This window comes from Sulfitobacter sp. EhC04 (assembly GCF_001650875.1).
GTDB lineage: Bacteria > Pseudomonadota > Alphaproteobacteria > Rhodobacterales > Rhodobacteraceae > Sulfitobacter.
Genome location: NZ_LXYI01000009.1, coordinates 278604 through 300384, shown reverse-complemented (window position 1 = coordinate 300384; position 21781 = coordinate 278604). Strand labels below are relative to the sequence as shown.

The following is a 21781-nucleotide window of genomic DNA, read 5'->3' as shown; positions in this document are numbered from 1 at the left end:
TACTTAAAATCCGACGCATTTGGCGCGCGCCGACCCCGCTGGTGCCCGTGGTTGCGTTAAGCGGGTCGTAAGACATGGGTCCCTATGGTTCAGCGTAATCGCCCGGCGTCGGGCCGAATCTGTTCTTCGAAGGGAAAATGCCAATGTCAGAACCGGCTACGAGACTTGACCGCGTTCATCCGATGCGCAGCCTGTTTTTCAAGACCGCTCTTGTTGTGGCGTTTTGCACGGTTGGTGTCGTTGCCGCGATCGAGGTGATCAACACCCGATCCGCGCAGCAGCGCCTGCACCAGGCGATCATGACCCGCGCGACGGAAATGACCGACCTGCTTGCCCTGCAACTGGGCGGGGCGATCAAGTTCAAGAACCATGACGCCCTGTCCGAAATCGTGGCGGGCACCCTGGAAAACTCCAGACCGGATGCTGTGGCGGCTGTGGCCGTCGATGCGGCGGGGACAGCGCTTCAGGCAGAGCAAGGGCCGCCGCCCGAGGCCGAATTGCTCGCCTTCGCCAGGGAAGCGGCGGAAAACGGGGGGCCTGTCGTGGACCAGAACAGGCTGATCATGGCGACGCCTGTCACCTTCGGTGGCGAAAACCTGGTGGTCGGTGCCATCGCAACGCGTTGGACGGATGAATTCATTCTGGCAGATTACAAGACATCGGCCCTTCTAAGCCTTCTGGCAGGGCTGGTGGCCCTGCTGTGCGCGCTGGCTGGCGCGGCGTATCTGCTGTACAAATTGATCTCCGTTCCCCTCGCCGGACTGGGCCGCTGCATGGGGGGCGTGGCGCAGGGCGACTATGAAACTGGCGTCCCACATACGGCCCGCCGGGATGAGATCGGCATGATGGCCGCCCAACTTGAGGCGCTGCGCGCGGTTCTGCGCGATGCAGACGAAGCCGCCCATGAGACCGCATTCAAAAGCGCGGCCTTTGCCGGGTCCTCGGCATCTTTGATGATGGTGGATCGTGATTTTCGGGTGATCTTTGCCAATCCCGCATGTGAGGAACTGGTGAAGGCCAATCTGCAAGAACTGACAAAAGTATGGCCAGGGGTCAGCGGTCAAACATTGATTGGTGCCGACCTGCGCAGCTTCGAACCGCTCCGGGGCGTTGTCGCACAGGTTGAGGGTGGCGCCCTGCGGGGCGGAACCGAGGCTGTCCAACAGATGGTCCAGTTGGGGGAGCGTCTGTTGCGGATCACCCTGAATGCTGCGCTGGGGCAGGAGGGGGAACTGATCGGATCCGTTATCGAATGGACAGACCGGACCGATGCGCAGCGCAACGCTGCTTTGCATCACGCACTGGATTCGAACCAACTGACAGTGGAATACAATCTGAAGGGCAAGATACAGGATGCAAACCAGAACTTCCTTGACCTGATTGACGGGACCAAGGAGGACACCCGCGCCTGCAACCTGGCCACGATGTTTGCCAAGAACATTGAAGGCGACGAAGATGGCAGCAAGTTTGTAAGCAAGGTCATTTCCGGAGAGCCCATGCGGGGGCGCTTCAACGTCTTTAGCTTTCATGCGCAAAAAACCTTCGTGATTGACGGCAGTTTCTCCGTTCTGACCGACCATCAAGACAAGCCACACAGGTTGATTTTCCTGGGCAACGACGTGACGGAGCAGGATCACGCCATGCGTGCCGCTGAAGCAGCCCGCGAGGAAAGCGCCGCGGAGCAGGCGAATGTGGTCGCGCTGCTTGGCGACGCGCTGAACAAGCTGGCCAATGGTGATCTGCGGGCCGACCTGACCAGCGATGTACCGGCCTCTTATGAAAAGCTGCGCCGCGATTTCAACGGCACAGTCGACTCGCTGCGCGAAGCGATGTCGGCGGTCATGCATAATTCGGATTCAATCCGCAACGAAACTGCCGAAATCACCTCTGCCGCCGATGACCTGTCGCGCCGGACGGAAAAACAGGCGGCAACCCTTGAGGAAACCGCCGCGGCCCTTGATGAGCTGACGGTGTCCGTGCGCTCTGCCGCCGAAGGGGCTGACGATGCCAGCAGAATGTCCGCCGAAGCGCAGAAGAATGCCCAGCAGGGCGGAGATATCGCACGGCAGGCGGTGGCGGCCATGGACGGGATCAGAACCTCGTCCCAGGAAATCTCGAAAATCACCTCTGTCATCGACGATATCGCTTTCCAGACCAATCTGCTTGCGCTCAACGCGGGGGTCGAAGCTGCCCGCGCCGGTGAGGCAGGGCGCGGTTTCGCCGTTGTCGCAACCGAGGTGCGCGCCCTTGCGCAACGGTCTTCGGATGCCGCGCGCGAGATCAACGCGCTGATCTCCTCCAGCGGCGAACAGGTCAGTCAGGGTGTTGATCTGGTGGACCGGACCGGTTCCGCGCTGGCCGCCATCGTGACCTCCGTCTCCGAAATCTCGAACCGGGTGTCGAACATCGCCTCATCGGCACGGGAACAGTCCAGCGGCCTGGCCGAGATCAACACCGCCGTCAACGAGCTGGACCACGTCACCCAGCAGAACGCCGCCATGTTCGAGGAAACCACCGCCGCCAGCCATGCCCTGACAGCCGAGGCCGATGCGCTGGCGGCTGCGGTGGCGCGGTTCCGGCTGAATGGCGAAACAGCGGTTGCGGCGGTATCCAGACCTGCTGCAGCGCCGGTGCCCGTGGCCCAGCCACGGGTCGCGGCCCCGGCCACCCAGGGCAACGCCGCGCTGGACATGTCGCAGGACGTGGATGCTGACGGATGGGAAGAATTCTAAACCGCGCAGGCGCAGTTCAACCGCGCGGCGAGTCTGGCGGCGGCCGCTGACCCGGTCAGGTTCAGAACAGCACAGCAGCCGTCTCCGTCTGGTTCAGGACGCCGCAGCTGCTGACCCGGTCAGGTTCAGGAAACAGCAATTGCGGGCAGGCGGGTCAGTCCCGTTTGCCCGCAAAGCGTTCCGCCCAGCTTTCGCGATCCTCATCGGTGATCTTTGCAAAAAGCACCTCGGGCACGTCAAAGGCATGTCCCGGCGGCAGCGCGGCGAGGGCGGCGGGGACGTCATCGGGCCAGGCCGGGGCCTCAAGGCGCATCGCGGCCAGCATCCGCGCCGCGGCATCGGGGATGAAAGGGGCCGACAGCGTGGCATAAAGCGGGATCAGGTTCAGCGCCAGACGTACCTGTGCCGCCGCCTTGTCGGGGTCCGTCTTGAACACGGACCAGGGCGCCTGGGCCTGCAGATATTCGTTGCCAGCCGCCCAGATCGCGCGCAATTCGGCGGCTGACTTGCGCACCTCCACCGCGTCCATCTGCGCCTGGTAGCGGTCCACGCGCGCGGTGATGTCCGCGATCAGCGCCTCTTCCTCGGGGCCATATTCACCGGCTTCCGGCACCGTCTCGCCGAATTTGGCGCGGCAGAATTTGGTGATCCGGCTGACGAAATTGCCCAGCACATCGGCAAGGTCCTTGTTCACCGAGGCCTGGAAATTCTCCCAGGTGAATTCCGCATCCGATGTTTCGGGCGCATGGCTCAACAGCCACCACCGCCAGTAATCCGCGGGCAGGATCTCAAGCGCCTGATCCATGAACACACCACGCCCCCGCGAGGTGGAGAACTGCCCCCCGTCATAGGTCAGGTAGTTGAAGGATTTGATGTAATCGACCAGCTTCCAGGGCTCGCCCGAGCCCATGATCGTGGCGGGAAAGCTCAGCGTGTGGAACGGCACGTTGTCCTTGCCCATGAACTGGGTATAGCGCACGTCATCGGCACCCTTGTCGGTGCGCCACCAGCTCTCCCAGACACTGTCCCTGCTTGCGCCCGGTTGGGGCGCGGGGCCCTTGCCCGCATCCACCCATTCCTGCGCGGAGGCGATGTATTCGATCGGCGCGTCGAACCAGACATAGAAAACCTTGCCCTCCATGCCCGGCCAATCGGCCTCGCCGCGTTTGACCGGCACGCCCCAGTTGAGGTCGCGGGTGATGCCCCGGTCCTGCAAGCCGTCGCCGTCATGCAGCCATTTCTTTGCAATGGAGGTCGTCAATACCGGCCAGTCCACCTTGGCATTGATCCAGTCGTTCAACTGGTCCTTCATCTGGCTCTGGCGCAGCATCAGATGCTTTGTCTCGCGCATCTCAAGGTCCGTGGCCCCCGAAATCGTGCTGCGCGGATTGATCAGATCGGCGGGGTCCAGCTGCTTGGTGCAATTGTCGCATTGATCGCCGCGCGCGTCTTCGAACCCGCAATTGGGGCAGGTCCCCTCGACATAGCGATCCGGCAGGAAACGCCCGTCGGTGGGGGAATAGATCTGTTCCTGAGACACTTCCTCGATCAACCCGCGGTCTGCCAGCACACCCGCGAAATGCTGGGTCAAAACGCGGTTCTGCGGCGAGGACGAGCGCCCGAAGTGATCGAAGGACAGACCGAACCCTTCGGCGATGCGGGCCTGCACCTGATGCATTTCGGCGCAATATTCGGCCACCGGCTTGCCGGCCTTGGCCGCGGCCAGCTCTGCCGGGGTGCCGTGTTCATCGGTGGCGCAGAGAAACAGAACCTCGTGACCGCGCCCCCGCAGATAGCGGGCATAAAGGTCAGCGGGCAGCTGGCTGCCCACGAGGTTTCCCAGATGTTTGATGCCATTGATATAGGGGATCGCGGAAGTGATGAGATGTCGGGTCAAGGGGCCGGCCTTTGGTCAGTGATCAGCGCTGCTTTAACAGCACCGCATGCCGCATGCCAGCCCGTCAATCACGACGCTGGCTGTCGCGGGCGCGCCCCGTGAGCCGTCCGATCAGAAAGCTGGTGCGCGGGGCATAGATATAGCGGGTGCGTTTCGCCCCGACCCGGCCCCGGTGCATCCGCACCAGACCAAAGACCACCAGCACCCCATGCCCGACCGAGATCATCATGAAGAGCGCGGAAGGCCCGAAGTTCTCAATCAGGACCGAAGCGATATAGGGGGCAAAGATCGCACCCGCCGCGAACCAGAACATCAAGGCGGCGGAAAGTTCGACCCGTTCGTCGTCGCTGGCGAAATCATGGGCATGGGCTGCGGCAACCGAATAGATCGGAAAGGTGGTCAGCCCGAACAGCCCGGCGGTCAGGAAAATGCTCACCGTGCCCAGACCGGCAGACGATACCGTGACCGCGCAGGCCACCATCGCCGCCACCGACAGCCAGATCAGCACCCAGCGCCGGTCGAACTTGTCGGCAAGCCAGCCCACCGGCCATTGGGCAATGGCACCGCCAAGAACAAAGGCGGTCAGAAACCATGCGATCTGTGCCGCACTCAGGCCGACCTCCTGGCCATAGATCGGGCCAACCATCCGGAACGATGCGCTCGACAGGGCCGCGACCACCACACCGGCTGCGGCAAGCGGGGACCGGTCAAAGGCCAGCCGTGGCCGCAGACGCGGTTGGCTTGGCGTTTCGGGCTGCCGCACAGTGGTCAGCGTGATCGGCAGAAGCGCGGCACAGCAGACGATGGCAAGGATGTTGTAGGAAACGTAAGACGCCGGGGCGAGGATGCCGACGATCATCTGCGCGGCCATCGACCCGGTCATGTCGACGATCCGGTAGGTGCCCATGGTGCGGCCCCGTGTCTCATTGGTGACCTTGGCCTGCAACCAGGCCTCGATCACGGTATAGCAGCCCGCCATACAAAGCCCCGAGGCGATGCGCATTACTGTCCAGGCAAAGGCATCGACCACCAGCATATGCGCCATCAGCCCGATCGAACCGGAAGCGGTAAAGGCCGCGAAAGCGCGGCTGTGACCCACCGACCCCATCAGGCGTGGGGCCCACCAGCAACCGATGAAGAAGCCCAGAAAATGCCCGGAACCAAGCAGGCCGATTTCCTGCCGCGAAAACCCCAGCGCGGTGCCGGACAACACGTCAAGCGGCCCCACACCGCCGGATGACAGCTGCAACAGGATGACCGAGAAAAACAGGGCGGCAAATGAAATCAGCATACGCATGGGATATATCTGGCCCATACTTCTGTCCTACCCAAGCTGAAACCCGACAGCCCGCGTCGCTTTTCAGGGATTGGTCCCGAAATCTTAACCTTTTGTGAGAAAGTTATGCGCAGCTGTCAGGGCATTGACCCTTGCAGCCGGACCGCCGCCGGTTAGGTTGCCCGACAACAAAGGGGAAGACCATGCAAAAACGGAAATTGGGCAGCAGCGAACTGGCCGTGACGGACCTGTGCCTGGGGTCGATGACCTGGGGCACGCAGAACACCGCAGAAGAAGGGCACGACCAGATCGACCTGGCCCTGGATACGGGTGTCAATTTCATCGACACCGCAGAGATGTATCCGGTCAATCCGATCAGCGCAGAGACCATTGGCCGGACAGAGCGGATCATCGGGCTGTGGTTCGAACGCGACAACCGGCGCGACGAGGTGGTGCTGGCCACGAAACACTCCGGCGAAGGCATGGCGCATGTCCGCGATGGCGCGCCGATTTCGGCAGCGACGATCCCACAGGCCATCGAAGGGTCCCTGCGCAGGCTGCAGACCGATTACATCGACCTTTATCAGTTTCACTGGCCCAACCGGGGCAGCTACATGTTCCGCAAGAACTGGGGCTTTGACCCCTCCGGTCAGAACCGTGCCGACACCATCGCGCATATGGAGGACGCGCTGGGCGCGCTTCAGGACGAGGTCAAGCGCGGCACCATCCGCGCCTTTGGGCTGAGCAATGAAAGCGCCTGGGGCATGGCGCAATGGGCCAGCGTGGCCGAGCGTGTGGGCGGGCCACGGCCGGTGTCGGTGCAGAACGAATATTCGCTGCTATGCCGTCTGGCCGATACGGATGTGGCAGAGGCCTGCATCAACGAAGAAATTGATCTTTTTGCCTTTTCACCACTGGCGGCAGGGCTGCTGACGGGCAAGTATCAGGTCGGCGCGGTGCCGGAGGGCTCGCGCATGTCGCTCAACGGTGATTTGGGCGGGCGCAAGACGGCGCGGGTCTTTGACGCCGTTGACGCCTATCTGAAAGTGGCGCGCGATTTTGATCTGGACCCGGTGCAGATGGCACTGGCCTGGTGCCGGGCGCGGCCTTTCATGGGGTCCGTGATTTTCGGCGCGACCAGCACGGGGCAGGTGCAGCGCGCTCTGGGCGCGGCGGAGCTGACGCTGAGCGATGAGGTCAACGCGGCGCTGAACGCGGTCCACAAGGCGCATCCGATGCCCTATTGAGGTGCCCTGTCGAAGGAACGGGCGGAATTTTCGAAAATTCCGGCCCGATTTTTTTGAAAAAATCGGCTAGCCTGGCTTGCCTGTTTGCTGCCGCATCTGGCTGGCCGACATCTGAAACCGCGTCCTGAAGGCCCGCGCGAAGCTGGCCGGAGAGCCAAAGCCGGTGTTCAGCGCGATCTCCTGCAGCGGCAGTTGGGTGTCGCGCACCAGCCTTTCGGCCTGTGACAGCCGCAGGGCCAGGTAATGCGCCTGTGGGGTCACACCCAGATGGGCTTTGAACTGCTGCTGCATTGCCCGCTCGGAAACCCCAAGGGCCGCCGCGATGTCCCGCAAGGGCAGGGGCGTTTCCAGTGCAGCCTCCATCCGCTGCTGGGCACGGGCGGTCAGCCGCGAATGGCGTGGGTCCTGCGCGCGGCTTTGCGGGCGCGGCGGGGCCGGGTCGAAGATAAAGGCAGTGGCGATGCGCCCGGCCAGCGTCGTGCCGTGCCGGTCCCCGATCAGGTGCAGCATCATCTCCAGTGCCGGGGCCGCCCCGGCGGAGGTCAGGCGTTTTCCACTGACCTGATAGCGGGTATTTACCAGCTCAACTGCCGGAAAATGATGGGAAAACCCTTCGAAGTCCTCCCAATGGGTGGTGGCGCTGTGCCCGTCCAGAATTCCGGCCCGCGCCATCACCCAGGGGCCGCCGTCAATGCCGGCCACAATCGCGCCCTGCGCCGCGATCCGGCGCAGGCTGGCGGTCAGCTGCGGTGTGGTCTGCGCCTCGACCGCAAAGCCTGCGACGATGATCAAAAGATCGGTCACAGGCATCTTGTGGATCGGTGAGGCGGGGATTTCCAGGCCGCTGGTCAGGCGCACGGGATGGTCACGGGGCGTGGCAAAATGCCATTCATACAATCGCTGTCCCGCCTGCCGGTTTGCCGCGCGCAGCGGATCGACCGCCGCCGCCAGCGTCAGCGTGTTGCAGCCGTCGAGAACCAACAGGGTGGTATGGGTGATTTCTGCGGATTTCATCAATCTTGTTTCGTATTGTGCAAAGCGCTGCTTGCCAAGTGCCGTCATGATCGCAACAACAGATCACAAAGGAGCCATTCCATGCCGCTGACCATGAACCAGGAGGTGTTCATCACCTGCGCCGTGACCGGATCGGGCAGTTCCCAGGACCGCAGCCCGCATGTGCCGCGCAGCCCCGCGCAGATCGCCGACAGCGCCATCGCGGCGGCCAAGGCCGGGGCCGCGATCGTGCATTGTCACGTCCGCGACCCCGAGAGCGGCAAGCCGAGCCGGGATCTGGCCTATTACCGCGAGGTGACAGAGCGCATCCGCGAATCCGGGACCGACGTGGTGCTGAACCTGACCGCAGGCATGGGCGGCGACATCGTCTTTGGCCCCACCGAACGCCCGATGCCCCCGATTGAAGGCACCGATATGATCGGCGCCTCCGAGCGGGTCCAGCACATCGCGGAATGCCTGCCCGAGATCTGCACGCTGGACTGCGGCACGATGAATTTTGCCGAGGCCGATTACGTGATGACCAACACGCCCGGCATGCTGACCGCGATGGGGTCGATGATGACCCATCTTGGCGTGAAACCCGAGATCGAGGCCTTTGACACCGGCCACCTGTGGTACGCCAAGCAGCTGGTGAAAGACGGCGTGCTGGATGCGCCTGCGCTGGTGCAGCTTTGCATGGGGGTGCCCTGGGGGGCACCGGATGATCTGAATACCTTCATGGCGATGGTCAACAACGTGCCCGACGACTGGACCTTTTCGGCATTTGCACTGGGGCGCAACCAGATGGCCTATGTCGCCGCCGCCGTGCTGGCGGGGGGCAACGTGCGCGTGGGGCTGGAGGACAACCTGTGGCTGGGCAAGGGGCAGTTGGCCGAGAACTGGCAGCTTGTCGAACGGGCAGCGACCATCATCGAGAACATGGGCGCACGGGTGATCACCCCGGCAGAGGTGCGCAGGCGGCTGGGGCTGACCAAACGGGCACCCAAGGCGTGAAATATCTTTGCGGGGTTGCGATGGCTGGCGTTCTGGCGCTGGCGGGCTGTGCGGCAAAGCAGGCGGGCTATCCCACCGGCACGCTGCCGCTGCGCAACCCGACAGCGCCGCTGGGCGGCACCGCGCGGTTCGATCCCGGGCGCTTTACCGGCGACTGGGTGACGCGGGCCTGCCTGGGGCCCTGCGTGCCATCGGTCAGCTTTACCCAAAGCCTGACCGGGGCGCTTTCCGAGAGTGACGCGCGCGGCAGCCGCGCCTATCTGCCCGGCGCGCCGGGCATCCTGCGGGCGACCGCGGGCGATGACGTGCTGGTGGTGATGTGGGTCGACGAGGGGTTCCGCACCGCCGCCGTGGGGCTGGCCGACGGCAGCCGCGCCGCGATCATCGACCGCAGCCGCAGCGGCGGGGCCGACCGGATCGCGGCGGCGCGCGAGATCCTTGATTTCAATGGCTGGGACGTCAGCCAACTGCGGGGTGTGGCACAATGATTGGTGTTCTTCTGATTGTCGCGGCCCTGACCTTTGGGGCTTTCTGGGTTGGCGGCATGGTATTGGGGGTGCGGGACACACCGCCCTTCGGCTGGAGCGTCAGGACCTGCGCATTCCTTTGTGCGGGATTGGCGCTGGCAGGCGTGATTCTGATGGGAATGGGCATATGACAAAGACAGCGGCAATTATTGGCGGCGGCGTGATCGGCGGCGGCTGGGCGGCGCGGTTTGCGCTGAACGGCTGGAATGCGCGCGTGTTCGATCCGGACCCGGAGGCGGCGCGCAAGATCGGCGAGGTCATGGCCAATGCGCGGCGGTCCTTGCCGGGTCTGACCGACGTGGCGCTGCCTGCCGAAGGGGCGATCACCTTTCACGACAGCATCCATGAGGCGGTCGAGGGGGCAGCCTGGATTCAGGAAAGCGTGCCCGAGCGGCTGGACATCAAGCACAAGACATTCGGTGCAATCCAGCAGGCCTGTGACCCGCAGGCGGTCATCGGCTCCTCTACCTCGGGCTTCAAGCCGTCTGAGTTGCAGCGGGGCATGGCGCGGCCCGCGCAGATCATGGTCGTGCATCCGTTCAACCCGGTCTACCTGCTGCCGCTGGTCGAACTGGTGCCGGGCAACGGCATTGACGGCCCCGTGGTGGACCGGGCAAAGGAAATTCTGACCTCGCTGGGCATGTACCCGCTGCACCTGAAAAAGGAAATCGACGCCCATGTGGCCGACCGGTTTCTTGAGGCGGTCTGGCGCGAGGCGCTGTGGCTGGTCAAGGACGGTATCGCCACGACGGAAGAGATCGACAACGCCATCCGCTACGGCTTTGGCATCCGCTGGGCGCAGATGGGCCTGTTCGAGACCTACCGTGTGGCGGGCGGCGAAGCGGGGATGAAGCATTTCATGGCGCAGTTCGGGCCCTGCCTGCAATGGCCCTGGACGAAGCTGACGGATGTGCCGGAATTCACGGAGGAACTGGTGGACCTGATCGCGGACCAGTCGGACGCGCAATCGGGGGCGCATTCGATCCGGGCGCTGGAGCGTATCCGCGACAACAATCTGGTGACCATGATGCGCGGCCTCAAGGCGCAGGACTGGGGGGCCGGTGCGCTGCTGAATGCGCAGGAGGCGCAGATGCGGGCGGGCACGGCGCTGGGCGCGCGGGCAGAGGATTTGCCGGCCGACGCGCCGGTGCTGACCGCGCGGCGGACCGTGCCGCTGGACTGGACCGACTACAACGGCCACATGACCGAAGCGCGGTATTTGCAGGCCTTTGCCGATGCCACCGACCGCTTTATGGAGATCATTGGCTGCGATGCGGAATACATCGCCTCCGGCGGCAGCTATTTCACCGCCGAGACGCATATTCGCCATTTGGACGAAGTGCATGCCGGTGCGGTGATCGAGGTCCGCACCCAGGTGATCGCCGGGGCAGGCAAGAAGATGCATCTGTTTCATGAGATGGTCGAGGGCGGCAGGCTGCTGGCGACGGGCGAGCATTTCCTGCTGCATGTCTCGCTGGAAACCCGCAAACCATGCGCGCCCGCGCCCGAGATCGAGGCGGCGCTGCTGCGCTTTGCCGAAGGCCATGCCGCGCTGGGCCGGCCCGAGGGGCTGGGTCGTGCGATTGGCGCGCCTCGGTGAAACCTGTGCTGATCGCCGCTGAGGTCTTGGGCATTGAGAGGAAAGTCGACCCGAACTGGTGAGAGAGCCGGGGGTGTTGTCAAAATGAGCGCGCTGCGCGCGCGTTACATTATGGGTTTGCCGCTTCGGGTCTCACCGTCCCAGAGGCCCGGAGCCGCCCGCGATTGATCCCCGGTCTGGCAGCGCGCCGCCCGGCCCTCCAGCAAAATAGCCGTCTCCCCGCGGGGCGGGGCCCCTCGGCGATTTTGCCGGACCGCCGGTCTGCCCGGTGCCGTCCCGGTCTCAAGCGAGGGCGGCTCCGGACCAGAGGCGGTTTATCGGATCAGGGCGCGCATCTCGTTCAGCAGGTCGGGGAAATCGCGCGCGGTGTGGGAGGCTTCGCGCAGGAGGGTGTCGAAATCCTGAGTGAAAATGTCGATCCGGGCGCGGTCGCGGAAGGCCATGTAGTGGCCGCCGGTGTAAAGCACCGCGATGAGCGGGCCGAAGATGGTGATCGGTGCGGAATAGAGCCTGCGGGCGTCGAACTGGTAGAGCCGCAGGCGGGGGTAAAGCTGCCGGGTGAGCCTGATCATGTGGTCGCATTGCGCCAGGCGGACAGGGGCGGGCAGGCCCCGGTAGTACCCCGCGCCGCGCACGAAACACTCCAGTTCATACAGCGGCAGGGCGATTTCATATTCGGAGGTGGCGTCGAGCATCAGGTCGAGCCGGTCGCGCGAGGCGTTGATCGCCTGTTGCGCGGTGCGGCGCAGGTGGGGCCCGTATTCCCAGGCCAGCATGTCGTCGGTTTTCAGCATGTCGGGCAGGGCTGCGGGGACGTGGCGGATCTTGTAGCCGCGCGCCTCCTGGTGCCAGACAAAAAGCTGGTCATCGACAAAGGCGCGCGGGGCCTGTGACATGGACACGCTGTTGGACATCAGGTCGGCTGCGGATTCCGGGCGATCCGAGATGCCCAGCAGCCAGTCGGAAGAGACGCCGAGCACCTGCGCGCAGGCACCGACAACATGGGCACCGGGCAGGCGAGCGCCCTGGTCAGACAGCGCCTGCGACAGGGTGGAGCGGTCGACGCCGATGTCCCTTGCCAGCGCGCTTTGGCTGATCCCGGCGGTGCGGATCGCCTGGGCAAGACGGGTGCGAAAGGTCTGTGCGCGAGCGGATTTGTTGTCTGTTTCAGGCATATGTTAACTATTGTCACCGAATGTAAGCTTTGTTCATCATTATCGGAATGGCCTGTTCACGCAAGGGCGATCACCTTGTGGACAAAAGACTTCATAAGGAACTTGCGATGCATTTGAGCGAGGTTGGGCAGAACCGCGCCACCCCGGACACCCGATATCTGCGGCCCGCGTTGCGGGCCATGGCGCGTTGGGAATGGCCCACGATCGGGCTGTTTGTGGCGGTTCTTGCGATCTGGGCGGTTGCGGTAATGCTGACATCGGGGGCGGTGTCGCTGATCCTGCTGGTGCTGGCGCTGACGCTGCATTCCTCGCTCAGCCACGAGTTTCTGCATGGGGGGCCGTTCCGGTCCGAAACGGCGGGCACGGTGCTGGGCCTGATACAGCCCGGATTGTTCGTGCCGTACCTGCGGTTCAAGGCGCTGCATCTGGAACACCACCAGGATTCCCGCCTGACCGATCCCTATGATGATCCGGAAAGCAATTATCTGGACCCCGACCGTTGGGAGCGGCTGCCGCGCTGGCACCGGCGGGTGCTGTTGCTGAACAACACCCTTGCGGGCCGGATGCTGATCGGGCCGCTGGTCGGGATGGTGGCGTTTCTGCGCGACGACCTGCGCCAGATCAGGGCGGGCAATGCCGAGGTGACCCGGCACTGGCTGCTGCATCTGCCCGGCGTTGTCCTGACGTTGGTGGTGGTGCTGTGGTCGCCCTTGCCGCTCTGGTTGTATCTGGCGGGCTGCTATGGGGCCATGTCCGTGCTGAAGATCCGCACGTTCCTGGAGCATCAGGCCCATGCCCGTGCCTCGGGCCGGACCGTCGTGGTCGAGGACCGGGGGCTGCTGGCGCTGCTGTTTCTGAACAACAATTTCCATGTGGTGCATCACGTGCATCCGCAGCTGCCCTGGTACAGGCTGCCGGGGGTCTATGCGGCGCGGCGGGACAGATTTCTGCGGCGCAATCAGGGCTATGTCTATCGCAGCTATGCGGAAGTGTTCCGCCGACATCTCTTTTCGGCGAAAGACCCGGTGGCACATCCGCTCTGGCGCGGGTCGCAGGATTGACCTAATCGGTGGGCATGAGTGCTGTATTGCCCGATCTTTGGATTCTCGTCACCCTTGCCGCCGCATCGTTTCAGACGGTGCGGTTCATGCTGCAAAAGCATCTGGCAACGGCGACCCTGTCCGCCGCGGGTGCCACGTTTTCGCGGTTTCTGTATTCGGTCCCGTTCATTCTGCTTTTGCTGGCGGTCTATCTGGTCGCGGCAGGCAAGCCGCTTCCGGCTTTGGGCGATGGGTTCTGGCTTTATGGCTTGGCGGGCGCATCGGCGCAGATTCTGGCGACTGTCTGTGTGGTGATGCTGTTCAAACAGCGCAATTTTGCGGTCGGCATCACCTTCAAGAAGACCGAAGTGATACAGACCGTGCTGGTGGGCTGGATCGTGCTGGGCGAGGGGGTCTCTCTGCCCGGTTTCGCGGCCATCGCGCTGGGCATCGTGGGGTTGCTGCTGCTGTCCGGCGGGCCGGAGGTGACCGGGTTCCATTGGCGCGACATGCGCAACAAGGCGGCGGGACTGGGCATCGCCTCGGGCATCTTGTTCGCGATTTCGGCGGTCACCTACCGGGGTGCGTCGCTGAGCGTGGCTGAGGCTGACCCGATCCTGCGCGCATCGGTGACGCTGGCGGCGGTGGTGGTGATGCAGACGGTGATCATGCTGGTCTGGCTGCGGCTGCGCGAGCCGGGGCAGATCAGGGCGGTCTGGGCGGCGCGGCGCGTGGCGCTGTGGATCGGGCTGACCTCGATGGGGGGATCGCTGTGCTGGTTCATTGCATTTACCTTGCAGAACGCCGCCTATGTGAAGGCGCTGGGGCAGGTTGAACTGATCCTGAGCGTGGCGGCGACCACGCTGTTTTTCCATGAGAAGATCACCAGGCGCGAATGGGCCGGAATGGCGGTGCTGGTGGCGTCGATCCTGATGCTGGTCCTGGTGATCTGACCGGGGCCATGCCGGGCAGGGTCCGCGCCCCCGGAAAAGCAGGTTTCGCCGCGAAACCTTGTTTATTAACAATAGGTTAAATTTCTCCATCCTTGACTCAGGCCAATCCCCTGCCGCGCTGCGTGCTCTCAGGGCATTGGCGATTCAAGTTCAAGGCGGGGCGCTTTAACCCGCCATCGGCCGTCCACGCAGACGCATGAACAAGGTTTCCTCGTCGTTGTTCTTGAAGAACGGCACCGAGGCAGGCGGGGTGCGGTCGCGGGCGCGGGCCTCGACCTCGGCCATGACGACTTCGGTGATGAAAGGCATGTCAAAGGACCGCGCCTCGGACAGGGGGACCCATTGCAGGTGGCTGAGTTCGTCGCAGGCCGCATCGAAATCATCGAGATCCGTGGCGATGTCATCCGCATCCACCAGGAAGAAGCGCGCGTCAAAGCGGCGCGGGCGCCCCGGTGGGGTCAGGGCGCGGAAGGTGAATTGCAAGGGGGCCGCATGCGGCACATGGCCGGTGGCGGCAAAGCTTTCCCAATCGGGGGGCGGGGGGCTGTCCCAGGCGCCGGGGCGGCCCAGGATCAGGCCGGTTTCCTCCCACAGCTCGCGGATGGCGGCGACGGCAATGGCATGGGTCAGGGCCGGGTCCGCGTCTTCGGCCAGACGGGTGGCGCAGGTGGCAGGCAGCGGGGTGGCCAGGGGCACGTCGGCGTCGCCTGCGTCAACCGCGCCGCCGGGAAAGACGAACTTGTTGGGCATGAACACGGCCTTGGACCCGCGCTGTCCCATCAGGATGCGCGGCGCGTCGAACCTGTCGCGCAGCACGATCACCGTGGCGGCATCGCGGATCTGGCTTTTGTCGATGGTCATGTGTTCCCTCGGTCATCGGTTGCCGAAGGGGAAGATCAGGTCGAGGACGCGAAACCGCCCATGCCCTTGGCCCATTGAAAGCCGATCATGGCCCCCTTCAGTCTGGGCAGAAGGTAGAGCGAGAGGCCGACACAGCCAACCGCAAAAATCGTGAACAGGGTCAGCGGCTCCGGCCGCCAGGTCACAAAGGCCAGATGCAGCGTCGGGGCCATCAGATGGCCGACAAGGAGGATGGTCAGGTAGGCAGGCCCGTCATCGGCCCGGTGATGGTGGAATTCCTCGCGGCAGACGGCACAGTCGTGGTTGACCTTGAGATAGCTCTTGAGCAGGGGGCCCGAACCACAATTCGGGCATTTGCCGCGCCAACCCCTGCGCATGGCGGGCCAACGGGCGCGGTCCTTGGGTTCTGCCTGCGCGGTGTCGATGTTTCGTTGCATGATGCGTTCCTTGATCTTGCGTCTACATGTGGCCAAGGCGTCAAAAATGGAAGGGTGAAAGTGGCCCTTGCGGCGCTGTGTCGCAAAGCCCGTCGGGATCGGAGGAAAAAAATCCGGTTGCCCGGCGACGGAAGTTTTGTGCCGCCCCGTTAGAGGGGTATCGCGCCGCACAAAGGGGCGTGGGAACAATGGAGAGATCACATGAAACTTCGAGCAAAAGTCCAGTTGGTTGCCCTCAGCACGACGATCGTGGTGGCTGCGGTTGCAGGCGCAAGCGCACGGACCGGCGACCGCGCCGGAATGTTCGGCGACATTGACGCCGATGGCAACGGGTCCATCACCCAAGAGGAAATCGCCGCACATGCCGCAGCCCGTTTCGCGGCGACAGATACAGATGGCGACGGCTTTCTGACACCCGAGGAAATGTCGGCGGCGCGTGACGCGATGCGGCTTGAACGCTCGGCCCGGATGGTCAAGGAGCTGGACACCGACGGCGATGGTGCCTTGAACGCGCAGGAGCTTGCCGCAGGTGGCGAGGGCCGCGCAGGCAAGGGGCGGAGCGGCAAATGGCAGGCCCGGATGATGGACCGTATGGACAGCGACAAGGACGGCAAGCTGAGCCTTGAAGAGATGACCGCGCGGCGCGATCCGGCCAGGATGTTCGAACGGCTGGATGCGGATGGTGACGGTGCGCTGAGCGCCGAGGAGTTCGGCAAGATGCGCGGGCATGGCGGCAAGCGTCATCACGGCGACAAGGGCTGAGATGCGAACCGGGCCTGCTTGTCTGGCGGGCCCGGTCGGGCTAACCCCTGAGAGTATGCATCATTTCCCGCCCGATCCCGCCTCTGATGCGGAGGCCTTGCTGCTGGCGCGCTATGCTGGCGGTGACGCTGCGGCGGCGCGCGTGCTGGCGTCACAATTGGCGCCCCGGCTTTTTGCCCATGCGGTGCGGGTGCTGGGCGACGGGCATGAGGCCGAGGATGTGACGCAGGAGGCCTTGCTGCGCCTGTGGAAGATCGCGCCGGACTGGCGGGCGGGCGAGGCGAAGGTCAGCACCTGGTGTTACCGGGTGGTGGCCAACCTGTGTACGGACCGGCTGCGCAAGCGCCGGTCGGTGCCACTGGAAGATGTGGCCGAGCCCGCGGACCCGCGCCCGGACGCAGCACAGCTGTTGCAGCAACGCGCAAGGGCCGATGCCTTGCAGGCCGCATTGCAAAGCCTGCCGGACCGGCAGCGGCAGGCGGTGGTATTGCGGCACATCGAGGGGCTGGCCAACCCCGAGATCGCGCAGATCCTCGATATCGGGGTCGAGGCCGTGGAAAGCCTGACGGCACGGGGCAAGCGGGGGCTGGTGGCTGCATTGGCCGGTCAGAAAGAGGCATTGGGGTATGAAACATGACTAAGTCAGAACACAGTGACGACGTGCTGGAGGCGCTCTTTGCCGAGGCGCGGTCGCATCCGCCTGCATTGCCCGACCGGGTGCTTGCGCGGGTCATTGAGGATGCCCGGCGTCTGCAACCGTCCAGTGCCGGAAACCGGATGCGCGGATGGTGGCGGATGTTGGGGGGTCTGCCGGGACTGGGCGGGCTGGTGACGGCGACCTGCGTTGGGTTCTGGCTGGGCGTGGCGCCGCCCGAGGGGATGCCGGACCTGGCCGATCAGATCCTGGGTCAGCAGGTCATGGCCGATGAAACTGCGCCGGATTTGTCCGGTTTTGGATGGGACATCGAAGAGGGTTGATGGATGGATAACACAGGCAAACCTGCAAGGCGCTGGTCGCGTTGGGTTCTGGTGGCGTCGCTGGCGCTGAACCTGATTTTCATCGGGTTGATGGCCGGGGCGGTTTACCGCCATGCGGGCGGGCCGGGCGCAAGGGAGCATGCCGACGGTCCGGGCGCGCGCAGCTATGGATCGCCCTATGTCAGGGCTCTGCCGCGCGAGGTGCGGCGCGCCATGTTCCGTGATTTGCGCAGATCCGGCAGCGGGATGCCCAGCCGGTCAGAGCGGCGCGCGCTGTATGACCGGGTGCTTGCCGCGCTGCGCACAGAGCCGTTTGACGCCGCAGCGGTCGAGGCTGTCCTGCGCGAACAGGGGCGCGTCGCGCTGGGGCTTCAGACTGCGGCGGAAGGCGCCTGGCTGGCCGAGGTGTCGGCGATGTCTCCGCAAGAACGGGCGGCCTATGCCGACCGGGTTGCGGAGGAGCTGACGCGCAGACCCGGCAAACGCGGAAAGAAGCCGCGCGCGGAACCTGAGATGGCAGAGTGAGGGGCAGGCCGGTCCGGGGGGCGGCGTGACGGGCCTTGGATGCGATTGGGCATGTTGGCGCGCGATTGATTGGGTTGACGCGCGAACCGTCTGAATGTTGCGCCATAGCTGCGCCTGCATGGCGAGACCTTGTTTGGCGATCTGTCGAAAAGATGACATGTCAAAAATGACATGTCATCTTTTGCGTTTGTACAAAGGGATACGGGATGCCGGTGCACATTGGCCGCCAAATCCGCTTTCTCCCCCGCTTCCGCTTTCCGATTGCAACGCGCCGCAAATACCTTAAAGCGTTTCGGGATACACTTGGATCACTTGTGCGCTGCCTCTCCCTTCGGTCGAACGCGAAAAGTGATCTGCGATGTTTCAGGTTTACCCCGAAACGCTGTAGGCAGAACCAAAGCCGAAGGAGCGCCCATGAACTTTGATGACAGCACCGAAGTATTGGCCACCGTGCAGGCCTCTGTCGGGCGGCGCGCCATGGGGATCGGGTGCCTGGGGTTGCTTGGGTTCCTGCTGATCTACATGGGGTTCATGCGTGCGCCCGCCCTGCACTGGCAGGTTTTCCTCATCGTTGTCGGTGCAGGATCGCTTTGGGTTGCAGGCGCCATGCGGCGCGCGACGGCCAGCAAGCTGGAACTGACGCCGCTGGTCCTGCGCGATGCGGATGGCACTGTGATCGCGCAGGTCGATCAGATCACCGGGATCGACCGGGGGTTCTTTGCCTTCAAACCGTCCAACGGCTTCCTGCTCAAACTGAGCGAGGGCGACAGCCGCCGCTGGCGGCCCGGCCTGTGGTGGCGCATGGGCCGCCGGGTGGGCGTCGGCGGCATGACACCGGGCAGCCAGACCAAGTTCATGGCAGATGTGCTGGCCGCGATGCTGGCGCAAAAAGACCCGCAGGACTGAGGGTCCGGCGGGTCTGATCTGGTGCGGTGGTGCGGCGCGCGCCTTAGTTGCAGTATTCCCAGCAGACGCGGGGGGCATAACGCGGGCGCGTGAACACGAAGTTCTGGATTTCCCGTTCTTCCAGGCCGGTGGCGAAGGGCGGTTCGTAATCGCTCCAGGTTTCGACCAGCAGCACGCGTTCGTTGTCCGGCATCACCGGCAGGCGGTTGTGCCAGTTCTGCACATCGCTGCTGGCCAATGAAGTGACGTTGCCGCGTGTCTTGGACCAGTCGGTGCGGTAACGGTTGTTGTCCTCGTCGAACCAGATCGAGCTGACCCGCATCGCGGATTTGCCTTCGCTGAAGGACAGGTACTCGAACAGGTTGTGCACGCCGTCAAGGTAATCGTCATCCAGCGGCAGCGTCTCGCGGGAAATTGCGTCGCCCACGGTGAAAGCCGCCTTCTGGTTGATCCCGTACATGCGGAACGCGTCAAAGATCGAGAACATGGCAAGGAAAGACCAGAACATCACCGGCAGGACGATCATCGCCTCGATGGAGATCGAACCGTCCTGTTTGCGCAGGAAATCGCAGCGCAGGAGTGATTGCAGGCGGAGTTTGAGCAAGGTGGCACGCATCATTTCGGCTCCTGTACAAAGGCGGAGACCGCGATCAGTCGGGCCCGTCCGCTGCCGTCTTTCTCAAGCTCCTTGCCCAGACCTGTGGTGGCGAAGACCGGCTTGAACTTGACGCAGGCCCGCAGGATCATGATCTCGTGCTCGCGGCCCAGGATGAACCCCCGGACCGGCGTGGCCGGAGCAGAGGTGTCCACGCAGTCGGGCGTCTGGTCGAAAGTGGCGAAGGCGCGGGGCAGCAGCGGGATCATTTCCAGCCGCAGGGTGCTTTCGCAATCCTCGATAAAGCCCGCGTTGTCGCAGACGATCTGCTTGATCTGATTGTGCGCGATCGGTGTGTTCGTGCTCAGCCGGATATAGCGGACCGCGATGTCCACGCCCCGGTCGAGATACATCTGGCGCATGGAGTAGAGGCCCATTTCGACCGCCATCATGAACGCGCCGAACAGGATGGGCACCAGGATGCAGAACTCGACCAGAAAGATCCCGCCCTCTTCGTCCCGGCGGAACCGGAACAGGCGTCTGAAGAAAGGCGTCTTCATTGTGTGAGCCTCAGCTGGTTGATCTGGCGTGCGATGGCTTCAAAGGCATCCTCGATCTCCACACCTTCGACCCTGAAGAAGTGGCTGGGCGAGGAGGCGCAGTTGCGCATCACGTCCGCACCGTGATCGGTGACTTCGAAGCCGATGGACCAGATCACGATCCGCGCTTCCTTGGCGGCGTCACAGATGCTGTCCAGCAGGTTGTCGCCCTGGGATGCGTTGTACTTTTCGTAGTAGAAGTCGCTGCGGTAGTAGTAGTTCACGTAGCGGTTCATGTAGTACTGGAGGTTATAGCGGCTCCAGTGCATGATTTCGCTGTCGGAGTTGTAATACCAGTCCGGGATACGCATGGAGCGGTCGTTCTGCCCGTCGGTCATCAGGATCACGGTCTTGAGCGTTTCGGGATCGTTCGTGGCGGACGGCCGGTTGGAAAATGCAGCGTCGACCTTGCCAGAGTTGGACAATGTGGTGATGATCGGGCGGAAGTTCGGCTGCAGCATCCCCACGCCCCATTTCATGCCGAGGAAGATCGACGTACCCGACCGGGGCTTGAACTTGTTGATCTGGGCCTTGAGGGCGGCGGCATTCTGGCTGAAGGCGGTGATCGCCTCGTAATTTTCGTAGGTGTGGCTGTTAAGGTTGCCGTTTTGCGGGCAGACCGTGTCGTGGAGTGTGTTCTGTTGGTTGCCGCTCTCGATCGAGTAGGAGTTCCACTGGAAATGCTGCATCTGATCGTAGCTGCGGTTGATATCGAAGTTGGCACTGCTGAATTCACTGTCCGGAATTTCCACACAATGGGACCAGGGGTGAACCTGGTTGACGTTGAGCTGGTCGAAGATGCCCGGTCCTGCGTTCACATGTTCCGAATAGGGTATGAGCGAGACCGATATCAGGTCTTCGTTCTCCGGCTTCAGCACGGTATCCACAAAGACGCCCGCGGCGTTCTTGAGGTTCTGCATCTTGTTGTTGTTGTTCATCGAGCCGGAGATATCGACCACAAGCGAAATCTCGACCTTCTGGATTTTCTCTTCGGCCTTGGCGTAGGCGGGCACCGAGAGGTTTTCCACCCCGAGGGTATCCATGAACTGTGTCTTGATCGTGTTGGTGGCGTCCACCGTCACGGTGCGGTAGTTCAGCCCCTCGTCGACATTGACCGCCGAGACATAATCGGCCATGCCGGATTTGGCAAAGTAGTCCCGCACCACCGCTTCGGGGTCCAGGGTCTGGTCCAGGTCGGCGGCGGCCAGCACGGCGCGGTCTGACACGGCCTGAAGGCGCGTGCGTTCCATTTCGTGGCGCATCATGTCCACACCGATCCCGCCGATCATCATCATGATCACGACCATGAAGCAGGCGAAGATGGTGATTGAGCCGTCTTCCGTCTTTGAGAAATGGCGAGAGAGTGCCAACAGGTCCCCGGCTGTCAGGCGATTTTCACGTGTCATACGTTTCATATTTGTTAACCTTTTCTACCGAGACACATTTTGCGTGCCGGACTTCGGGCAGACTTTGCCGTTGTCCCGTTGTGATCGGCCAACGTGGCGGAAATTAGGCGGGAAAGTGCCTAAAAACTGCTTATTATTCATGAATTTATGATCAATTGGAGGGGATTTCGGTGTTTGTTTCCGATCCGTAGACGCTGAGCCATTTGAGGTGGCGAATCGCACATTCCGGCAGGGATTCGGGCAGATGTGCTCAATCTG

At 63.3% G+C, this 21781-nt stretch carries 22 protein-coding genes; 13 read left to right on the top strand and 9 right to left on the bottom strand.

Translation table 11 applies throughout. From position 1 onward, the window contains the following. The first annotated feature begins 143 nt into the window (after positions 1 to 143). Positions 144 to 2732 carry a methyl-accepting chemotaxis protein gene (locus A8B82_RS05740; protein ID WP_235604624.1) on the top strand — a complete coding sequence of 863 codons (2589 nt, stop codon included), beginning with the start codon at positions 144 to 146 and terminating at the stop codon, positions 2730 to 2732. 154 nt (positions 2733 to 2886) lie between these two features. Here A8B82_RS05740 and metG read toward each other — a convergent pair whose 3' ends face one another. Together metG and A8B82_RS05730 are read right to left on the bottom strand one after the other, a co-directional pair. Then, the gene (gene metG, locus A8B82_RS05735; protein WP_067289331.1) at positions 2887 to 4629 is read right to left on the bottom strand and encodes a methionine--tRNA ligase; all 1743 of its coding nucleotides are present in this window, start codon (positions 4627 to 4629) and stop codon (positions 2887 to 2889) included. Positions 4630 to 4693: 64 nt separating this feature from the next. Next, complete coding sequence (locus A8B82_RS05730) at positions 4694 to 5926, bottom strand: MFS transporter (protein ID WP_067289552.1); 1233 nt, start codon at positions 5924 to 5926, stop codon at positions 4694 to 4696. Positions 5927 to 6108: 182 nt separating this feature from the next. Here A8B82_RS05730 and A8B82_RS05725 point away from each other — a divergent pair, with 182 nt between their 5' ends. Then, positions 6109 to 7152: an aldo/keto reductase gene (locus A8B82_RS05725; protein WP_067289328.1), complete on the top strand. Its 1044-nt coding sequence runs from the start codon at positions 6109 to 6111 to the stop codon at positions 7150 to 7152. Between the two features lie 66 nt (positions 7153 to 7218). Here the strand turns inward: A8B82_RS05725 and A8B82_RS05720 are convergent, their stop codons facing one another. Next, complete coding sequence (locus A8B82_RS05720; RefSeq protein WP_067289549.1) at positions 7219 to 8166, bottom strand: GlxA family transcriptional regulator; 948 nt, start codon at positions 8164 to 8166, stop codon at positions 7219 to 7221. 81 nt (positions 8167 to 8247) lie between these two features. Between A8B82_RS05720 and A8B82_RS05715 the strand changes: the two genes are divergently transcribed. Genes A8B82_RS05715 through A8B82_RS05705 form a run of 4 tightly spaced genes read left to right on the top strand, consistent with a single transcriptional unit; the run spans position 8248 to position 11286 of the window. After that, positions 8248 to 9159, top strand: coding sequence for a 3-keto-5-aminohexanoate cleavage protein (locus A8B82_RS05715; protein WP_067289325.1), 912 nt, complete (start codon positions 8248 to 8250; stop codon positions 9157 to 9159). Further along, positions 9156 to 9647: a hypothetical protein gene (locus A8B82_RS05710; protein WP_082899154.1), complete on the top strand. Its 492-nt coding sequence runs from the start codon at positions 9156 to 9158 to the stop codon at positions 9645 to 9647. The genes A8B82_RS05715 and A8B82_RS05710 overlap by 4 nt, the downstream gene beginning before the upstream one ends. Further along, positions 9644 to 9817, top strand: coding sequence for a hypothetical protein (locus A8B82_RS24145; RefSeq protein WP_161489425.1), 174 nt, complete (start codon positions 9644 to 9646; stop codon positions 9815 to 9817). The genes A8B82_RS05710 and A8B82_RS24145 overlap by 4 nt, the downstream gene beginning before the upstream one ends. Further along, positions 9814 to 11286: a carnitine 3-dehydrogenase gene (locus tag A8B82_RS05705; RefSeq protein ID WP_067289314.1), complete on the top strand. Its 1473-nt coding sequence runs from the start codon at positions 9814 to 9816 to the stop codon at positions 11284 to 11286. The genes A8B82_RS24145 and A8B82_RS05705 overlap by 4 nt, the downstream gene beginning before the upstream one ends. Before the next feature lie 314 nt (positions 11287 to 11600). Here A8B82_RS05705 and A8B82_RS05700 read toward each other — a convergent pair whose 3' ends face one another. Then, positions 11601 to 12461, bottom strand: coding sequence for a helix-turn-helix domain-containing protein (locus A8B82_RS05700; RefSeq protein ID WP_067289311.1), 861 nt, complete (start codon positions 12459 to 12461; stop codon positions 11601 to 11603). A 107-nt stretch (positions 12462 to 12568) separates the two neighbouring features. Between A8B82_RS05700 and A8B82_RS05695 the strand changes: the two genes are divergently transcribed. Together A8B82_RS05695 and A8B82_RS05690 are read left to right on the top strand one after the other, a co-directional pair. After that, the gene (locus tag A8B82_RS05695) at positions 12569 to 13522 is read left to right on the top strand and encodes a fatty acid desaturase (RefSeq protein ID WP_235604623.1); all 954 of its coding nucleotides are present in this window, start codon (positions 12569 to 12571) and stop codon (positions 13520 to 13522) included. 14 nt (positions 13523 to 13536) lie between these two features. Continuing rightward, positions 13537 to 14454: a DMT family transporter gene (locus tag A8B82_RS05690; protein WP_067289309.1), complete on the top strand. Its 918-nt coding sequence runs from the start codon at positions 13537 to 13539 to the stop codon at positions 14452 to 14454. Positions 14455 to 14619: 165 nt separating this feature from the next. On the opposite strand, the gene A8B82_RS05685 is transcribed toward A8B82_RS05690, so the two are convergent. Together A8B82_RS05685 and A8B82_RS05680 are read right to left on the bottom strand one after the other, a co-directional pair. Next, complete coding sequence (locus tag A8B82_RS05685; protein ID WP_067289307.1) at positions 14620 to 15315, bottom strand: NUDIX hydrolase; 696 nt, start codon at positions 15313 to 15315, stop codon at positions 14620 to 14622. A 35-nt stretch (positions 15316 to 15350) separates the two neighbouring features. Continuing rightward, a complete protein-coding gene (locus A8B82_RS05680; RefSeq protein ID WP_067289305.1) occupies positions 15351 to 15752 on the bottom strand; it encodes a DUF983 domain-containing protein in 402 nt (133 codons plus the stop codon). Between the two features lie 201 nt (positions 15753 to 15953). On the opposite strand from A8B82_RS05680, the gene A8B82_RS05675 reads away from it, so the two are divergent. From A8B82_RS05675 to A8B82_RS05655, 5 genes are all read left to right on the top strand, one after another. Further along, positions 15954 to 16514: an EF-hand domain-containing protein gene (locus A8B82_RS05675; RefSeq protein ID WP_067289302.1), complete on the top strand. Its 561-nt coding sequence runs from the start codon at positions 15954 to 15956 to the stop codon at positions 16512 to 16514. 55 nt (positions 16515 to 16569) lie between these two features. Beyond that, the gene (locus A8B82_RS05670) at positions 16570 to 17151 is read left to right on the top strand and encodes an RNA polymerase sigma factor (protein ID WP_067289297.1); all 582 of its coding nucleotides are present in this window, start codon (positions 16570 to 16572) and stop codon (positions 17149 to 17151) included. Continuing rightward, the gene (locus A8B82_RS05665; RefSeq protein ID WP_067289294.1) at positions 17148 to 17492 is read left to right on the top strand and encodes a hypothetical protein; all 345 of its coding nucleotides are present in this window, start codon (positions 17148 to 17150) and stop codon (positions 17490 to 17492) included. The genes A8B82_RS05670 and A8B82_RS05665 overlap by 4 nt, the downstream gene beginning before the upstream one ends. A 3-nt stretch (positions 17493 to 17495) precedes the next feature. Continuing rightward, positions 17496 to 18017 carry a periplasmic heavy metal sensor gene (locus A8B82_RS05660; RefSeq protein ID WP_067289291.1) on the top strand — a complete coding sequence of 174 codons (522 nt, stop codon included), beginning with the start codon at positions 17496 to 17498 and terminating at the stop codon, positions 18015 to 18017. Positions 18018 to 18431: 414 nt separating this feature from the next. Continuing rightward, positions 18432 to 18923 (top strand): hypothetical protein, encoded by a 492-nt coding sequence (locus A8B82_RS05655; protein WP_067289290.1) that lies wholly within the window; start codon positions 18432 to 18434, stop codon positions 18921 to 18923. 43 nt (positions 18924 to 18966) lie between these two features. Here the strand turns inward: A8B82_RS05655 and A8B82_RS05650 are convergent, their stop codons facing one another. Genes A8B82_RS05650 through A8B82_RS05640 form a run of 3 tightly spaced genes read right to left on the bottom strand, consistent with a single transcriptional unit; the run spans position 18967 to position 21532 of the window. Beyond that, entirely contained in the window at positions 18967 to 19542 is a 576-nt protein-coding gene (locus tag A8B82_RS05650; RefSeq protein WP_235604622.1) for a TadE/TadG family type IV pilus assembly protein, read from the bottom strand. Then, positions 19539 to 20078, bottom strand: coding sequence for a TadE/TadG family type IV pilus assembly protein (locus A8B82_RS05645; RefSeq protein WP_067289287.1), 540 nt, complete (start codon positions 20076 to 20078; stop codon positions 19539 to 19541). Before A8B82_RS05645 ends, A8B82_RS05650 begins: the two co-directional genes overlap by 4 nt. Continuing rightward, positions 20075 to 21532, bottom strand: a complete 1458-nt coding sequence (locus tag A8B82_RS05640; protein WP_067289285.1) for a Tad domain-containing protein — start codon at positions 21530 to 21532, stop codon at positions 20075 to 20077. Before A8B82_RS05640 ends, A8B82_RS05645 begins: the two co-directional genes overlap by 4 nt. Between the last annotated feature and the right edge of the window lie 249 nt (positions 21533 to 21781).

Excerpts from the sequence above, each read along its gene's own strand:
- A8B82_RS05740 (WP_235604624.1), top strand. The coding sequence starts at position 144 with ATGTCAGAACCGGCTACGAGACTTGACCGCGTTCATCCGATGCGCAGC.
- A8B82_RS05730 (WP_067289552.1), bottom strand. The coding sequence starts at position 5,926 with ATGCGTATGCTGATTTCATTTGCCGCCCTGTTTTTCTCGGTCATCCTG.
- A8B82_RS05725 (WP_067289328.1), top strand. The coding sequence starts at position 6,109 with ATGCAAAAACGGAAATTGGGCAGCAGCGAACTGGCCGTGACGGACCTG.
- A8B82_RS05720 (WP_067289549.1), bottom strand. The coding sequence starts at position 8,166 with ATGAAATCCGCAGAAATCACCCATACCACCCTGTTGGTTCTCGACGGC.
- A8B82_RS05715 (WP_067289325.1), top strand. The coding sequence starts at position 8,248 with ATGCCGCTGACCATGAACCAGGAGGTGTTCATCACCTGCGCCGTGACC.
- A8B82_RS24145 (WP_161489425.1), top strand. The coding sequence starts at position 9,644 with ATGATTGGTGTTCTTCTGATTGTCGCGGCCCTGACCTTTGGGGCTTTC.
- A8B82_RS05705 (WP_067289314.1), top strand. The coding sequence starts at position 9,814 with ATGACAAAGACAGCGGCAATTATTGGCGGCGGCGTGATCGGCGGCGGC.
- A8B82_RS05700 (WP_067289311.1), bottom strand. The coding sequence starts at position 12,461 with ATGCCTGAAACAGACAACAAATCCGCTCGCGCACAGACCTTTCGCACC.
- A8B82_RS05695 (WP_235604623.1), top strand. The coding sequence starts at position 12,569 with ATGCATTTGAGCGAGGTTGGGCAGAACCGCGCCACCCCGGACACCCGA.
- A8B82_RS05690 (WP_067289309.1), top strand. The coding sequence starts at position 13,537 with ATGAGTGCTGTATTGCCCGATCTTTGGATTCTCGTCACCCTTGCCGCC.
- A8B82_RS05685 (WP_067289307.1), bottom strand. The coding sequence starts at position 15,315 with ATGACCATCGACAAAAGCCAGATCCGCGATGCCGCCACGGTGATCGTG.
- A8B82_RS05680 (WP_067289305.1), bottom strand. The coding sequence starts at position 15,752 with ATGCAACGAAACATCGACACCGCGCAGGCAGAACCCAAGGACCGCGCC.
- A8B82_RS05675 (WP_067289302.1), top strand. The coding sequence starts at position 15,954 with ATGAAACTTCGAGCAAAAGTCCAGTTGGTTGCCCTCAGCACGACGATC.
- A8B82_RS05670 (WP_067289297.1), top strand. The coding sequence starts at position 16,570 with ATGCATCATTTCCCGCCCGATCCCGCCTCTGATGCGGAGGCCTTGCTG.
- A8B82_RS05665 (WP_067289294.1), top strand. The coding sequence starts at position 17,148 with ATGACTAAGTCAGAACACAGTGACGACGTGCTGGAGGCGCTCTTTGCC.
- A8B82_RS05660 (WP_067289291.1), top strand. The coding sequence starts at position 17,496 with ATGGATAACACAGGCAAACCTGCAAGGCGCTGGTCGCGTTGGGTTCTG.
- A8B82_RS05655 (WP_067289290.1), top strand. The coding sequence starts at position 18,432 with ATGAACTTTGATGACAGCACCGAAGTATTGGCCACCGTGCAGGCCTCT.
- A8B82_RS05650 (WP_235604622.1), bottom strand. The coding sequence starts at position 19,542 with ATGATGCGTGCCACCTTGCTCAAACTCCGCCTGCAATCACTCCTGCGC.
- A8B82_RS05645 (WP_067289287.1), bottom strand. The coding sequence starts at position 20,078 with ATGAAGACGCCTTTCTTCAGACGCCTGTTCCGGTTCCGCCGGGACGAA.
- A8B82_RS05640 (WP_067289285.1), bottom strand. The coding sequence starts at position 21,532 with ATGAAACGTATGACACGTGAAAATCGCCTGACAGCCGGGGACCTGTTG.